At 62.3% G+C, this 15,041-nt stretch carries 13 protein-coding genes and 1 pseudogene; 8 read left to right on the plus strand and 6 right to left on the minus strand.

What is annotated here, in order from left to right:
- Window positions 1-144: 144 nt before the first annotated feature.
- The gene (locus ACU680_RS14115) at window positions 145-1,464 is read right to left on the minus strand and encodes a Na+/H+ antiporter family protein (RefSeq protein WP_367084035.1); all 1,320 of its coding nucleotides are present in this window, start codon (window positions 1,462-1,464) and stop codon (window positions 145-147) included.
- A gap of 1,594 nt (window positions 1,465-3,058) precedes the next feature.
- Between ACU680_RS14115 and ACU680_RS27355 the strand changes: the two are divergent.
- Window positions 3,059-3,205: pseudogene (locus tag ACU680_RS27355) on the plus strand (HAMP domain-containing protein); the annotation flags it as partial.
- A 102-nt stretch (window positions 3,206-3,307) separates the two neighbouring features.
- A complete protein-coding gene (locus ACU680_RS14125; protein ID WP_371262551.1) occupies window positions 3,308-4,063 on the plus strand; it encodes a methyl-accepting chemotaxis protein in 756 nt (251 codons plus the stop codon).
- A gap of 125 nt (window positions 4,064-4,188) precedes the next feature.
- Here ACU680_RS14125 and ACU680_RS14130 read toward each other — a convergent pair whose 3' ends face one another.
- From ACU680_RS14130 to ACU680_RS14145, 4 genes are read right to left on the minus strand one after another with little or no spacing between them, the layout of a single operon-like run.
- Window positions 4,189-5,502: a sensor histidine kinase gene (locus ACU680_RS14130; protein ID WP_448179751.1), complete on the minus strand. Its 1,314-nt coding sequence runs from the start codon at window positions 5,500-5,502 to the stop codon at window positions 4,189-4,191.
- A complete protein-coding gene (locus tag ACU680_RS14135; RefSeq protein WP_258679280.1) occupies window positions 5,499-6,167 on the minus strand; it encodes a response regulator transcription factor in 669 nt (222 codons plus the stop codon). The genes ACU680_RS14130 and ACU680_RS14135 overlap by 4 nt, the downstream gene beginning before the upstream one ends.
- 3 nt (window positions 6,168-6,170) lie before the next feature.
- Window positions 6,171-6,491 (minus strand): PepSY domain-containing protein, encoded by a 321-nt coding sequence (locus tag ACU680_RS14140; RefSeq protein ID WP_448179752.1) that lies wholly within the window; start codon window positions 6,489-6,491, stop codon window positions 6,171-6,173.
- Complete coding sequence (locus ACU680_RS14145) at window positions 6,491-6,799, minus strand: PepSY domain-containing protein (RefSeq protein WP_448179753.1); 309 nt, start codon at window positions 6,797-6,799, stop codon at window positions 6,491-6,493. The genes ACU680_RS14140 and ACU680_RS14145 overlap by 1 nt, the downstream gene beginning before the upstream one ends.
- A gap of 231 nt (window positions 6,800-7,030) precedes the next feature.
- On the opposite strand from ACU680_RS14145, the gene ACU680_RS14150 reads away from it, so the two are divergent.
- The 5 genes from ACU680_RS14150 to codA all read left to right on the plus strand — a co-directional run bounded on the left by ACU680_RS14150 (window position 7,031) and on the right by codA (window position 12,345).
- Window positions 7,031-8,110: a patatin-like phospholipase family protein gene (locus tag ACU680_RS14150; protein WP_448179754.1), complete on the plus strand. Its 1,080-nt coding sequence runs from the start codon at window positions 7,031-7,033 to the stop codon at window positions 8,108-8,110.
- 95 nt (window positions 8,111-8,205) lie between these two features.
- A complete protein-coding gene (queD, locus tag ACU680_RS14155) occupies window positions 8,206-8,562 on the plus strand; it encodes a 6-carboxytetrahydropterin synthase QueD (RefSeq protein WP_448179755.1) in 357 nt (118 codons plus the stop codon).
- A 183-nt stretch (window positions 8,563-8,745) separates the two neighbouring features.
- Complete coding sequence (locus tag ACU680_RS14160; RefSeq protein WP_448179756.1) at window positions 8,746-9,558, plus strand: alpha/beta fold hydrolase; 813 nt, start codon at window positions 8,746-8,748, stop codon at window positions 9,556-9,558.
- A gap of 253 nt (window positions 9,559-9,811) precedes the next feature.
- Window positions 9,812-11,083: a cytosine permease gene (gene codB / locus ACU680_RS14165; protein ID WP_448179757.1), complete on the plus strand. Its 1,272-nt coding sequence runs from the start codon at window positions 9,812-9,814 to the stop codon at window positions 11,081-11,083.
- A gap of 14 nt (window positions 11,084-11,097) precedes the next feature.
- The gene (codA, locus tag ACU680_RS14170) at window positions 11,098-12,345 is read left to right on the plus strand and encodes a cytosine deaminase (protein WP_448179758.1); all 1,248 of its coding nucleotides are present in this window, start codon (window positions 11,098-11,100) and stop codon (window positions 12,343-12,345) included.
- 128 nt (window positions 12,346-12,473) lie between these two features.
- Here the strand turns inward: codA and ACU680_RS14175 are convergent, their stop codons facing one another.
- The gene (locus tag ACU680_RS14175; protein ID WP_448179759.1) at window positions 12,474-13,454 is read right to left on the minus strand and encodes a diaminopimelate epimerase; all 981 of its coding nucleotides are present in this window, start codon (window positions 13,452-13,454) and stop codon (window positions 12,474-12,476) included.
- A 371-nt stretch (window positions 13,455-13,825) separates the two neighbouring features.
- Between ACU680_RS14175 and ACU680_RS14180 the strand changes: the two genes are divergently transcribed.
- On the plus strand, window positions 13,826-14,977 hold the full coding sequence (locus tag ACU680_RS14180; protein ID WP_448179760.1) for an MFS transporter: 1,152 nt from the start codon (window positions 13,826-13,828) through the stop codon (window positions 14,975-14,977).
- Window positions 14,978-15,041 lie beyond the last annotated feature (64 nt).

Below are 15,041 nucleotides of genomic sequence, written 5' to 3' on the forward strand. Positions count from 1 at the left end.
CACGCAATAGCAAAAGTTGAGTCTGCAGACACTGCATATCCCTGTGGGAGCGGGCTTGCCCGCGATGGCGGTGTGTCAGCCACATAAATATTGAATGTGCCGACGCCATCGCTGGCAAGCCAGCTCCCACAGTTTTCAGAGGGATCAGAGAACCATCGCCGCCACCCAGCCAAACGCCAGCAGCGGCAAGTTGTAGTGCAGGAAGGTCGGCACCACGGTGTCCCAGATGTGGTGGTGCTGGCCATCGACGTTCAGCCCGGAGGTCGGGCCCAGCGTCGAGTCGGAGGCCGGCGAGCCGGTGTCGCCCAGCGCCCCGGCAGTGCCGACGATGCACACGATGGCCATCGGGCTGAAGCCCAGTTGCACGCACAGCGGCACGAAAATCGCCGCCAGAATCGGCACTGTGGAGAACGACGAGCCGATACCGATGGTCACCATCAGGCCCACCAGCAGCATCAACAGCGCGCCGATCGCCTGACTGTGATCGATCCACGCCGCCGCACTTTCAACCAGCGAGCGCACTTCGCCGGTGGCCTTGAGCACTTCGGCGAAACCCGAGGCGGAGATCATGATGAAGCCGATCATCGCCATCATCTTCATGCCTTCGGTGAACAGGTCGTCGGTCTCACGCCATTTGACGATGCCCGAGGCCGAGAAAATCAGGAACCCGGCCAGTGCGCCGATAATCATCGAGTCCAGCAGCAACTGAATGATGAACGCGGCGGCAATCGCCAGACCGGCAATGCCGATGGTCTTCGGGTTGTACGCCACGCTGACCTGCTCGACCTGTTCGATCTTCTGCAGATCGTAGACGCGCTTCTTGCGATAGCTGAAAAACACCGCCAGCAACAGGCCGAAGACCATGCCCAGCGCCGGAATCGCCATGGCGTGCATGACGTTGATCTGGCTGATATCGACCCCGGCCTTGCTGACGTTGGCCAGCAGAATCTGGTTGAGGAAGATATTGCCGAAACCCACCGGGAACACCATGTACGGGGTGATCAGGCCGAAGGTCATGACGCAGGCGATCAGCCGGCGATCCAGCTGCAACTTGGTCAGTACATAAAGCAGCGGCGGCACCAGCAGCGGAATGAACGCAATGTGGATCGGCAGAATGTTCTGCGAGGCAATCGCCACCACCCACAGCAGACCGATCAGCAGCCATTTGACGCTGCCGCCGCCGCTCGAATGCTGGCGGTCAACCATCGCCAGAGCCTTGTCGGCCAGCGCATGGGCCAGGCCGGACTTGGCAATCGCCACGGCGAAAGCGCCGAGTAACGCGTAGGACAACGCCACCGTCGCCCCGCCACCCAGGCCGCTGTTGAACGCCTTGAGCGTGGCGTCGATGCCCAGACCACCGGTCAGGCCACCGACCAGTGCACCGACGATCAACGCGATCACCACGTGCACGCGGGACAGGCTGAGGATCAGCATGACGCCGACCGCAGCAATCACTGCATTCATTTCACTACCTCAAAAACACTGCGATGAAATCATCACCGCCAGACAGGATGAGTCCGCCAACGGTTAACCGGCGGATTTGCAAAGAGGGTCTTATTAGAAGGGCGCGCACTGTGCCGCAGAGTGGCGGCGGTGTCAAAGCGAGCGGCTGAACTGAAATGTAACTGCCAGTGCACAACCCGGTGGTGCGCAGGAGATCCCTGTGGCGAGGGAGCTTGCTCCCGCTCGGCTGCGCAGCAGTCGCAAACCCGGTAGACGCGTTATGCCCTGAATGACCGCATTAGCAGGATTTGGGGGCGCTACGCACCCCAGCGGGAGCAAGCTCCCTCGCCACAGGGATCTAAATGTCACTCGGCTGCGGCAATCGGTCATATTGCGCTTGAACAATAAAGAAAGCCGAAACGCGGCCGTTACAGTGCAAAGTCTCAGATATTTATCGAATAAGGACGTCTCCATGTCGCTCAGACAACTTTCCATTCAATGGAAAATCACCCTGCTCGCTGGCCTGTGCCTGGCGGGCATCGTGACCCTGCTGGTGGGTCTTTCGCTGTATCGCATGGAGCACAGCTCCGAGCTGGTGAAGGCTTCGAGCATGGAGATGCTGACCGAGTCGGCCCAGGCGCGCATTGAATCGCAGGGTGAGGTGCAGGCTGCCGGGATTCGCCAGCAGTTCATGGACGCCTATCAATACGGTCACGGTTTCTCGCGTCAGGTGCTGTTTTTGCGCGAGCAGGCCGAGAAGCGCTTCCTCGATGCCTTCGACCTGCGCGAAGACATGACCCGTCAGGTCAAGTCCGCACTGCAGGCCAACCCGGAGCTGCTCGGTCTGTCGCTGGTGTTCGAAGCCAACGCGCTGGACGGCAAGGATGAACTGTTCGCCGGTCAGGCCGAACTGGGCAGCAACGACAAGGGCCGCTTCGCCCTGTACTGGTCGCAGCCGACTCCCGGCAAAGTCACCTCGATGGCCCTGCCGGAAAGCGACATGGCTGACACCAGCACCGGCCCCAGCGGTCAGGCGGCCAACGCCTGGTTCACCTGCCCGCGCACCACGCTCAAACCGTGCGTGATCGAACCGTACTTCTATGTGATCGACGGTCAGAACGTGCTGATGACCAGCATCGTCTTCCCGCTGATGGTCAACGGCAAAGTCATCGCCTCGCTGTCGGTGGACATCAATCTCAACAGCCTGCAGGCGATCAGCCAGGGCGCGAGCAAAAAACTCTACGACGGCCAGACCGCCGTGAGCATCATCAGCCCCACCGGCCTGCTCGCCGGCTACAGCCCGGACGCCAGCAAACTGAGCAAGCGCCTGGATGCCGTGGACACCGTCAGCGGCGCCGAACTGCTGCGCCAACTCGGCGCCAGCAGCAGCGTCAGCAGCCTGCACAGCAACGGCCAGTTGAAAGTGCTGTCGCCGTTCCAGCCGATCCCCGGCGGTCCGTCGTGGGGCGTGTTGCTCGACGTGCCGGAAAAGGTGCTGGTCAGCCGCGCCGAAGCGCTCAAGCAGCAACTCGATGCGAGCAACAACTCCGGCACCCTGATCGAACTGAGCCTCGGCGTGCTCGCGGCGTTGGTCGGCCTGCTGCTGGTGTGGCTGATGGCGCGCAGCGTGACCAAACCGATCCTCGGCGTCGCGCATATGCTCGAAGACATTGCCAGCGGCGAAGGCGATCTGACCCGCCGTCTGGCGTATGACAAGCAGGATGAACTCGGTCAGCTGGCCGGCTGGTTCAACAAGTTCCTCGACAAGCTGCAACCGATCATCGCCGAGGTGAAACGCTCGGTGCAGGATGCGCGCAACACCGCCGACCAGTCTTCGGCGATCGCCACTCAGACCAGCGCCGGCATGGAGCAGCAATACCGTCAGGTCGATCAGGTCGCCACTGCGTCCCATGAAATGAGCGCCACCGCGCAGGACGTTGCACGCAGTGCTGCGCAAGCCGCTGAAGCTGCGAAAGACGCCGACCGCGCCACCCGTCAGGGCCTGACCGTGATCGACCGCACCACCGCGAGCATCGACACCCTGGCCGCTGACATGAGCGCTGCCATGGTGCAGGTCGAAGGTCTGGCCGCCAACAGCGAGAAGATCGGCACCGTGCTGGAAACCATCCGTGCCATCGCCGAACAGACCAACCTGCTGGCGCTCAACGCGGCGATCGAAGCAGCGCGTGCCGGTGAAGCCGGGCGTGGTTTTGCCGTGGTCGCCGACGAAGTGCGTAACCTCGCCCGCCGCACGCAGGAGTCGGTGGAGGAAACCCGTCAGGTCATCGAGCAACTGCAGACCGGCACCCAGGATGTGGTCGGTTCGATGGGCAACAGCCATCGTCAGGCGCAGGGCAGTGTCGAGCAGGTCGGGCAAGCAGTGACCGCACTGCGCCAGATCGGCGATGCAGTGACGGTGATCAGCGACATGAACCTGCAGATCGCCAGCGCGGCGGAAGAACAGAGCGCGGTGGCCGAGGAGATCAACAACAACGTGGCAACCATTCGTGATGTGACCGAATCGCTGTCCGGACAGGCCAATGAGTCGGCGCGGGTGAGCCAGTCGCTGAACAGCCTGGCGAATCAGCAGCAGAGTCTGATGGATCAGTTCCGGGTCTGAAAACCACACCCTCCCCTGTAGGAGCTGCCGCAGGCTGCGATTTTTTGATCTTGGTTTTTAAAAAATCAAAGTCAAAAGATCGCAGCCTTCGGCAGCTCCTACAGGGGGATTATGGGGATCCGGGATCAGCGTTTTGGCAATTCGATCACCACCTTCAGCCCGCCCCACTCACTCTCGCCCAACACCAGCAACCCGCCCCACGTCTCGACGATATCGCGCACGATCCCCAGTCCCAGGCCATGCCCGTCAGTCTGCTCATCGAGTCGCGTGCCACGGCTGAACACCTGCGTGCGTTGCTCTTCAGGAATCCCCGGGCCGTCATCTTCAACGCTCAGGGCGAAGCCGTCCGTTCGCTCGATCACACTCAGGCGCACCTCGGCATCCGCCCATTTGCAGGCGTTGTCCAGCAGGTTGCCGAGCAGTTCCAGCAAGTCCTCGCGATCCCACGGCAATTGCAGCCCCGGCGGCGCGACGTAGCTCAGCGCCAGATGCTCGCCGTGGATCATGTTCAGCGTTGCTAGCAATCCCGGCAGTTCCGCATCGCAATCAAACAGCGCACCCGGCAGCGCATCACCGGATAACCGTGCGCGATTGAGTTCGCGATTGAGCCGCTGTTGCACCTGCTCCAGTTGCTCCTTGAGGATTCGGCGCAGCTCCGGGTGGGCATCGAGTTTTTCGTTCGAGGCCAGACTCAGCAGCACCGCCAGCGGCGTCTTCAGCGCATGTCCCAGATTGCCCAACGCATTGCGCGAACGCTTGAGGCTGTCTTCGGTGTGCGCGAGCAAATGGTTGATCTGCGCCACCAGCGGCTCCAGTTCCACCGGCACCTGATCGTCCAGTTGCGAACGCTGGCCCTGCTGCAACTGGGCGATCTGCTCGCGCGCGCGTTCCAGCGGCTTCAACGCGCGCCGCACCGTCAGCCGTTGCAGCAGCAGAATCAGCAGCAAACCGGCCAGGCCCAGCCCGAGGCCGATCTGGCGCATGCGCTGGAAACTCTCGCGCACCGGAGTGTAATCCTGCGCAACGCTGATCGAGATCGACTGCCCCAGACGTCGATAGTCCGAGCGCAATACCAGCAACTGCTGACCGTCCGGCCCCAGTTGCAGGTTGCTGTGCAGACCCGGGTGCTCCAGCAGTGGCAGATCCTGATCCCACAGCGAACGCGAGCGCCAGTGGCTGTCGGCAAAATCGATGCGGAAGTAATGCCCGGAAAACGGTCGCTGATAGGCCGGCGACAAGTGCCGCTCGTCCAGCTGCAACCCTTGCGGGCCACGCACCAGCGCCACCAGCAGGCTTTCACTGTCGTTGCGCAGACCGGCTTCGAGGTAACGCTGCAAACCGACTTCGAACAACCACAGACTGGTTTGCGCCAGCACCAGGCCGACGATCACCATCACGCTGATCAAGCCCAGGCTCAAACGGCGCTGGATCGACCTCACGAAGCTTGCCCGCCGAACAGGTAACCCTGGCCGCGACGGGTTTCGATCACCGCTTTGCCGAGTTTGCGCCGCAGGTGGTTGACGTGAACTTCGAGGACGTTGGAGTCACGCTCGGTTTCGCCGTCGTAGAGGTGCTCGGCGAGGTGGGATTTCGACAGGATCTGTTCCGGGTGCAGCATGAAATAGCGCAGCAGGCGGAATTCGGCGGCGGTCAGCTGAATCTCGCTGCCGTCGCGAATCACGCACTGGCGACCTTCATCCAGATGCAGACCGGCGGCCTTGAGCGTCGGCTGATTGGCCTGGCCCTTGGAGCGGCGCAGCAACGACTGCACCCGCAGGTGCAGCTCTTCGGGGTGGAACGGTTTGGTCAGGTAATCGTCGGCGCCAGCCTTCAGGCCTTCGATGCGCTCGGCCCAGGAATCGCGAGCGGTGAGGATCAGCACCGGGGTCGACAGGCCACCGGCGCGCCATTGCGCCAGCACCTCCAGTCCGGGAACGCCGGGCAGACCGAGGTCGAGAATGATCAGGTCATACGGCTCGCTGCTGCCCTGATAGACCGCATCGCGGCCGTCCGCCAGCCAGTCCACCGCGTAGCCCTGGCGCTGCAGGCCGGCAATCAGTTCGTCAGCCAGCGGCACGTGGTCTTCCACCAGAAGCAAACGCATCGGTCAATCTTCCTTGTCTTTGAGCAGTTCGCCGCTGTCGGCCTTCAAGTGCAGCTCCCGCGCCACGCCCTCGACCGTCAGCAGTTCGACTTCGTAAACATAGACGTCGTGCTTTTCCTCCAGCTCGACCTCCAGCAGTTTGGCCCCCGGATAGCGATCCAGCGCCTGTTGCAGCACCTGCTCCAGCGGCAGGATCACCCCCTGCTGACGCAGACGCAGTGCTTCATCGGGGCCAAGATCACGGGCCACCGCCACCGAGCAGAATGCCAATAGCACCAGGGCCAGTCGGCTACCGGTGCGTGGCTGTAACAAATACGGCTTCATTAAGTATCCTGATGATCCTTGAGCACTTGCCCGCTGACCGCGTCCAGTTCCAGGTCCCACTCCAGCCCTTGCGGATCACGCATTTCGACCTGGTAGACGTACTTGCCGTACTGCTCTTCCAGCTCGGTATCGGTGATGGTCGAGCCCGGATGTCTGGCCAGCGCCGTGGCGTTGAGCTTCTCGAAGGAGACGATAGTACCAGCGTCGCGCAGGCGCAGGGCTTCATCGGGGCCAAGATCGCGAGCGTGGGCGAGGCTGGCGGTCAGGCCGATGATCGCGGCAATGGACAGGGCAGTCAGGGTTTTCATGGGTGTCTCCGTATTTTTATGTGCAGCTACGGTGGGCACCTTAGCGGGAGCAACTTAACTGAAACTGAATTGCCATCATTGCCCTGTAGGAGCTGCCGCAGGCTGCGATCTTTTGACTTTTAGAGGGCAAGATCAAAAGATCGTCCGAACGCGGCCCGAGCCTGCGGCAGCTCCTACAGAGTTCGGTAACATGTGCTTATAATTGTTCGCTTGCTAACGATCGAGACCGGTATGACCGCCATCCACATCAAGTTCCCCGCCCTCACCCTCAAGGCAGGCCCTCGTGCCATGGCGCGCATTCGTGCCCAGGGCCTGAACGCCGCTGACGTCGGCACCCTTCCCGGTGCCGCCGGCGGGCCGAAGGCTTTGGGGATTCAAGGGCTGGACCTGGCGTTGTTCGGCGAATGGCTGCCGAGCGCACCGCGTGAGCGCTCGCTGATCGGTGCGTCGGTCGGTTCCTGGCGCTTCGCCAGTGCCTGCCTGCCGGACGCCGCCGAAGGCATCCGCCGCCTCGGTCAGTTGTACGCCGAGCAGAATTTCAACAAAGGCGTGACCATGACCGAGATCAGCCAGAGCTCGCAGCGCATGCTCAATGACCTGCTCGACGGCCGCGACGCCAGCATCCTCAACAACGCCGATTACCGCTTGAACATCATGGTGGTCAAAAGCCACGGACGCCTGGCCGACGACCATCGTGGCCGCCTCGGCCTGGCGCTGGGTTCGGTGATCGCCGATAACCTGCGCGGTCGCGCACGGCTGTCGCGGCACTTCGAACGGCTGATCATTCACGACCCGCGCCTCGCGCCGCCGGTGAATGCGCTGAATGACTTCCCGTCGCGCTTCGTCGCCCTCAATGCCGGCAACCTGCGCCAGGCACTACTGGCCTCCGGCTCGATCCCGATGGTCATGGAAGGCGTACGTGACCTGCCGGGCGCCGGTGCCGGCACCTTTCGCGACGGCGGGCTGCTCGACTATCACCTCGACCTGCCCTACAGCGGCGACGGCATCGTGCTCTATCCGCACTTCACTGACCGGGTGATTCCCGGCTGGTTCGACAAGACCCTGCCGTGGCGCCGTGCCTCGGTGGAGCGCTTGCAGGACGTGCTGTTGCTCGCACCATCAAAGGAATATCTGGCGCGCCTGCCCTACGGCAAACTGCCCGACCGTAACGACTTCAAGCGCTTCATGGGCGATGCGCCAAGCCGGCAGAAATACTGGCACGCGGCGATGGACGAAAGCCGCCGGCTGGGCGACGAGTTTCTCGAACTGACCGCCAACGGTCGCCTCGCCGAGCGCTTGCTGACCCTTTAGTCAGTGTTTTCCCGCATCGCCAAACACAAGCTGGTAAACTCGCCGCCTGCCCGAATCGCTGCGGCGAACGCCACCTGAACAGAGCCGAAAATACTGTGGAAATCTTCAAGGAATTTACTTTCGAATCCGCCCACCGCCTGCCGCACGTACCGAACGGCCACAAGTGCGGGCGTCTGCACGGTCACTCGTTCAAAGTGGCGATTCATTTGAGCGGCGACCTCGATCCGCACACCGGCTGGATCCGTGATTTTTCCGAGATCAAGGCGATTTTCAAGCCGCTGTACGAGCGTCTGGACCACAACTACCTGAACGACATTCCCGGCCTGGAAAACCCGACCAGCGAAGTGCTGGCCAAATTCATCTGGAATGAACTGAAGCCACTGCTGCCGGAACTCAGCGCCATCCGCATTCACGAGACCTGCACCAGCGGTTGCATCTATCGCGGTGAATGATCCAAACAAATCCCTGTGTAGGAGCTGCCGAAGGCTGCGATCTTTTGATCTTGTTTTTAAAGATCAAGATCAAAAGATCGCAGCCTGCGGCAGCTCCTACAGGGGGGATCTTTGTTAACAGCCTTCATGGCTGTTTTTTTACGCCTATGCTTTTTGGCTTAAACCCGCCAAGAGGACAGGCCGATGACTGACTGGCTGCTGGATCAGGTCTTCGAGTTCAACGGGCATCCGGTGCGCCACGCCGTGCGCGGTGACGGCCCGCCGCTGGTGTTGGTGCATGGCACACCGTTTTCATCCTATGTGTGGCACCGCATCGCGCCGTATTTCTTTGCCAGCCACCGCGTGCATTATTTCGACCTGCTGGGTTACGGGCGCTCCGCACAACCGGATGCCGATGTCTCCCTCGGCGTGCAGAATCAACTGCTCGCGCAGTTGCTCGATCACTGGAACATCCAGCGCCCGGACGTGGTCGCCCATGACTTCGGCGGCGCCACCGCGTTGCGCACGCATTTGCTCAATGGCAAGGACTACCGCAGCCTGACGCTGATCGATCCGGTGGCGCTGACGCCATGGGGATCGCCGTTCGTGCAGCACGTGCGCCAGCATCAAGCGGCGTTCAGCGGCCTGCCGGATTACATTCAGCGCGCCATCGTTCCGACCTACATTCGCGGGGCGATTCACCGCGACATCCCCGATGATGAACTGGCGCCCTACGTGCAGCCGTGGCTCGGCGATCCGGGGCAAGCGGCGTTCTATCGGCAGATCGCGCAGATGGACGAGCGCTACACCCGCGAGGCCGAACCGCTGTACCCGAGCATCCGCTGCCCGGTGCAGATTCTCTGGGGCGAAGCGGATCAATGGATTCCCATCGAGCGCGGCCGGGCGTTGCACAAGATGATTCCCGGTTCGCAATTTCACCCAGTCGCCAACGCCGGCCACCTCGTCCAGGAAGACGCCCCGGAAGCCATCGTTGCTGCCCTGCTCAGATTTCTCTGACCCACATAAATCCCCCTGTAGGAGCTGCCGCAGGCTCGGGCCGCGTTCGGACGATCTTTTGATCTTGTTTTTTAAAATCAAAATCAAAAGATCGCAGCCTGCGGCAGCTCCTACATGGGGCTCGGGTGCATTCAGTTGCACCGCTTTCGCGCCAATCCATGCGCCTCGTCTATACATAACCCGCGCCAACCAGCATTTGGCACGACCACTGCAACCCACCCCGCGTCCCCCCCTCTTCAGCAAGGAACGCCCCATGACGCAGAACGACCCCGGCAACGACTACCCGCTCAGCGAAGTGCCGATGCATGCCCGCAAAGGCCTGGCCTCGACTGCCATGGTGCTGCTCGGTTTCACCTTCTTCACCGCCACCATGTTCGCCGGCGGCAAGCTCGGTGTGGCGTTCAGTTTTGCCGAGATGATGGCGGTGATCGTCGTCGGTAACTTGCTGCTCGGACTGTATGCGGCGGGGCTGGGTTATATCGCCTTCAAGAGCGGGCTTAATTCGGTGCTGATGGGGCGTTTCTGTTTTGGTGAAGTCGGCAGCAAGCTCAGCGACCTGATCCTCGGTTTCACCCAGATCGGCTGGTATGCCTGGGGTACTGCGACCGCCGCCGTGGTGCTCGGCAAATACTTCGATCTGAATGAGGGCACCGTGCTCGGTTTGATGGTGCTGTTCGGCCTGGTGTTCTGCGCCACGGCGTATGTCGGCTATCGCGGCCTGGAGATTCTGTCGTACATCGCGGTGCCGGCGATGATGTTGCTGCTGATGCTGTCGATGTGGGTGGCAACGGTAAAAGTCGGTGGCCTCGAAGGTTTGCTCAGCGTGGTGCCGACGGGTTCGCTGGACTGGTCGACCGCGATCACGTTGGTGTTCGGCACCTTTGTCAGCGGCGCGACCCAGGCGACCAACTGGACCCGTTTCTCGCGTTCGGCGCGGGTGGCGGTGCTCGCCAGCCTGATCGGATTTTTCATTGGCAACGGCCTGATGGTGCTGATCGGCGCCTACGGCGCCATCGTCTATCAGCAGCCGGACGTGGTGGAAGTGTTACTGCTGCAAGGTTTCGCCATGGCCGCGATGGCGATGCTGTTGCTGAACATCTGGAGCACCCAGGACAACACCATCTACAACTTCGCCGTCGCCGGTTGCAACCTGCTGCGCACCGGCCGGCGCAAGACCGTGACCCTGGCCGGCGCGGTGATCGGCACCCTGCTCGCCCTGCTGGGCATGTACGACATGCTGGTGCCGTACCTGATTCTGCTGGGCACGGTGATCCCACCGATTGGCGGGGTGATCATGGCCGACTTTTTCTTCCGCTGGCGCGGGCGTTATCCGCGTCTGGCCGACGCACGGCTGCCGGCGTTCAACTGGCCGGGGCTGGGGGCTTACGCGGTCGGTACGCTCGCCGCGTTCCACTCGCCGTGGGTCGCGCCGCTGGTAGGGATTGCCGCCGCCGCGCTAACGTATGTCATCGTCACTGGCCTGCTCGGCGCCCGCCGCGCCAGTGCGCCACTACCAGACCTATAAGAAGGATTCGCCTGATGCACATCATCAACGCCCGGCTGCGCAACCAGGAAGGTTTGCACGAATTGCACCTGGAAGACGGCCTGATCCGCAGCATCGGCCGCCAGACCGAAGCCCCGAGCCTCAATCCCGGCGACCTCGACGCCGGCGGCAATCTGGTGGTGCCGCCCTTCGTCGAACCGCACATTCACCTCGACGCCACGCTGACCGCTGGCGAACCGCGCTGGAACATGAGCGGCACGCTGTTCGAGGGCATCGAGTGCTGGGGCGAGCGCAAGGTCACCATCACCGAAGAAGACACCAAAACCCGCGCCAAAAAGACCATTCAGGCCCTGGCCGCCCACGGCATCCAGCACGTGCGCACCCACGTCGACGTCACCGATCCGCAGCTCACCGCGCTGAAGGCGATGCTCGAAGTGCGCGAAGAAACCCGGCACCTGATCGACCTGCAAATCGTCGCGTTCCCGCAGGAAGGCATCGAGTCGTTCCGCAACGGTCGCGAGCTGATGGAAGAAGCGATTCGCATGGGCGCCGATGTGGTTGGCGGCATCCCGCATTTCGAGTACACCCGCGATCAAGGCGTCAGTTCGGTGAAGTTTCTGATGGACCTGGCCGAACGCACCGGCTGCCTGGTTGACGTGCATTGCGACGAGACCGACGACCCGCACTCGCGCTTTCTTGAGGTGCTCGCCGAAGAGGCTCGCAGCCGCGACATGGGCGAGCGTGTTACCGCCAGCCACACCACGGCAATGGGCTCTTACGACAACGCCTACTGCGCCAAGCTGTTCCGCTTGCTCGGGCACTCCGGCATCAGTTTCGTCTCGTGCCCGACCGAAAGCATTCACTTGCAGGGGCGCTTCGACAATTTCCCGAAACGCCGTGGCGTGACCCGCGTCAACGAGTTGCTGGAGGCCGGGATGAACGTGTGTTTCGGCCAGGATTCGATCGTCGATCCGTGGTACCTGCTGGGCAACGGCAACATCCTGCGTGTGCTCGAAGCCGGGTTGCACATCTGCCACATGCTCGGTTACCGCAACCTGCAGAACGCGCTGGATCTGGTCACCGACAACAGTGCCAAGGCCATGCACCTGGGCGAGCGTTATGGCCTGGTAGAGGGGCGCCCGGCGAACCTGCTGATTCTGTCGGCGGACAGCGATTACGAAATGATCCGCAGCCAGGGCCTGCCGCTGTATTCGATTCGCGGCGGCAAGGTGCTGATGCAGCGGCAGATGCCGGTGGTGGAGTTCAGCGGCGGACAGATCTGAAATGGTTGTCAGGCTGATGGCCTCATCGCTGGCAAGCCAGCTCCCACAGTATTCAGCAGTGAACGCGTGATTTGTGTTCACCATATAACTCTGTGGGAGCTGGCTTGCCAGCGAAGGCGTTAGCCGGTTCAGCCGATCATTCGCGCCGTACCAAACAGCCTGACCCGCACCAATTCGCCTTGCTCTTCTTCAAGCAACACCGGCGCCGTTCCGCCCGGCATCACCACCTGCACTTCGCCGCTCGCCACCCAACCCACCGCCCATGCAGCACACGCCACCGCACTGGCACTGGTGCCGGAAGACGCGGTCGGCCCTTCGCCACGCTCGAACACGCGGGCGACGATGCGCTGCGCTGACTCAAGCGCGGCCCATTGCAGGTTGACGCCCGCCGGGCATGGCTTTCCGGCGCCGGTCGGCATCGCGTAGGCGATTCGGGTCAGGCCTTCGGCCCAGGGTGATTGGCGCATTTGCGAGTTGCCCGGCAGTTGGGCAACGTCGGTCAACAACGTCACGCAATGCGGGTTACCGATACGCACGAACTGGCTGTGCTGCCACGCGGGATCGAGCTGGGCCAAGGGTTCTACATGGCTCACTTCACGCCCGTTGAACTCACGACTTTCAACATTCCGGGCGGTCACCGCTGAAGGACCGAAGCCCGGTTGACCGAGATTCAGCCAGAAGCCGTTAACGCCATCGACTGCAACTGGTTTCACCGAAGTTTCCACTGCGTCGCCCTTGTCGTGATGCACTCGCAGCGCCACCCCTTCCGCCGGCATCAGCCCCTGCTCCAGCAACGACTGGGAAAAGATCGTCAGGCCATTGCCGCTGCGCTCGGCCAAGGTGCCATCGGTATTGACGATCAACACATCAAATGGCGCCACCGGCTGAAACGGGCCGATCAACAGACCATCGCTGCGATGCGATTTGCTCCCCGCTGGACGCTGCCCTTCGGGCCAGTCGCAGCACAGCGCAATGGCTGCGCGACTCCATGCCGGTCTCGACACAGCACACTGCGCGGCATCGTTCGGCAAATCGATCCCCAGCTCGCGAAGCCTCTGCGGCGAAACCACCCCGTAAATATTACCCCGCGCATCGTAGAACTGCGTCATCACCGGCCTCACTCACCTTGTCGAAGCCATCACTGTAAACCGCGATCCCCTGTAGGAGTGAGCCTGCTCGCGAAAGCGGTTTGTCAGCCGTCATATTCATTGCCTGAACCACCGCAATCGCGGGCAAGCCCGCTCCCACAGGGTTCTGCACAGAACGGGCAGTTGTGAACACCGGTCATCCAATGTGGGAGCGAGCTTGCTCGCGAAAGCGGCGTGTCAGTCGCCATATTCATTGCCTGAACCACCGCATTCGCGGGCAAGCTCGCTGCCACAGGTTAGGATGTCGATTGCACCGCCCCGAGACCTGCGATCGAACCTCGACGCGCTATCACTGTCATTCGGGGACGCGACGTTTTTTGCCAAGGATCGATATGACCAGCCTCAACCCCCAAGACACCTTCGTCCCCGGACGCCTGCAACAGATGTCGACGCGCATCGCTTTTTTCATCGCCGGCCTCGGGATTGCCGCGTGGGCGCCGCTGGTGCCGTACGCCAAGGCCCGGGCTGGACTCGATGAAGGCACGCTGGGCCTGTTGCTGTTGTGCCTGGGAGTCGGCTCGATTCTGGCGATGCCGCTGGCGGGTATTCTCGCCACGCGCTTCGGCTGCCGCAAAGTCGCCACCGGCGGCACCCTGCTGATTTGCGCGGCGCTGCCGTTGCTGGCGACGGTGTCGTCGATACCGGCGCTGATCGCCGCGCTGTTCATGTTCGGCGCCGGGCTCGGCACGGTGGACTCGACCGTGAACCTGCAAGCGGTGATTGTCGAGCGGGCCAGCGGCAAAAATATGATGTCGGGGTTTCATGGCCTGTTCAGCCTTGGCGGGATTGTCGGCGCAGCGGGTGTCAGTGCCCTGCTCGGCCTCGGGCTGACGCCGCTGGCGGCGATGCTGGTGGTGGTGGCGGTGTTGATCGGTGCGCTGTTCAAAGCGGTGCCGCACATGTTGCCGTACGGCAGTGAAAGTTCCGGGCCTGCGTTCGCGATTCCCCACGGCATTGTGCTGTTCATCGGCGGGATGTGCTTCATCGTGTTCCTCACCGAAGGCGCGGCGCTGGACTGGAGCGCGGTGTTCCTCGCGCAGGAACGCGGGATCGACACGGCGTATGCGGGTATGGGTTACGCCGCATTTGCCCTGACCATGACGGCCGGACGCTTGCTGGGTGACCGGATCGTGCGCAGTGTCGGCGCCACGCGGGTCATTCTGTTCGGCGGGCTGTTGGCGGCGGCAGGTCTGTTTCTGGCGACCTTCGCCCCGAGCTGGGAAGCGGCGCTGCTGGGGTATGCGCTGGTCGGCGCCGGCTGTTCGAACATCGTGCCGGTGCTGTACACGGCGGTGGGCAAGCAGACGGTGATGCCGGAAAGCATCGCAGTGCCAGCCATTACCACCTTGGGTTACGCGGGGATTCTGGCGGGGCCGGCGGTGATCGGCTTTGTTGCGCATGCCAGCAGTCTGAGTTTTGCTTTCGGGTTGATGGCGCTGCTGTTGGTAGCCGTGGCGATCGGCGGCAAAGTCCTCAAGGTCTGAACCCCATCATTGTGGCGAGGGAGCTTGCTCCCGCCGGGTTGCGAAGCGACCCCAAAAAATCGGG

This window comes from Pseudomonas sp. LF020 (genome assembly GCF_053456425.1).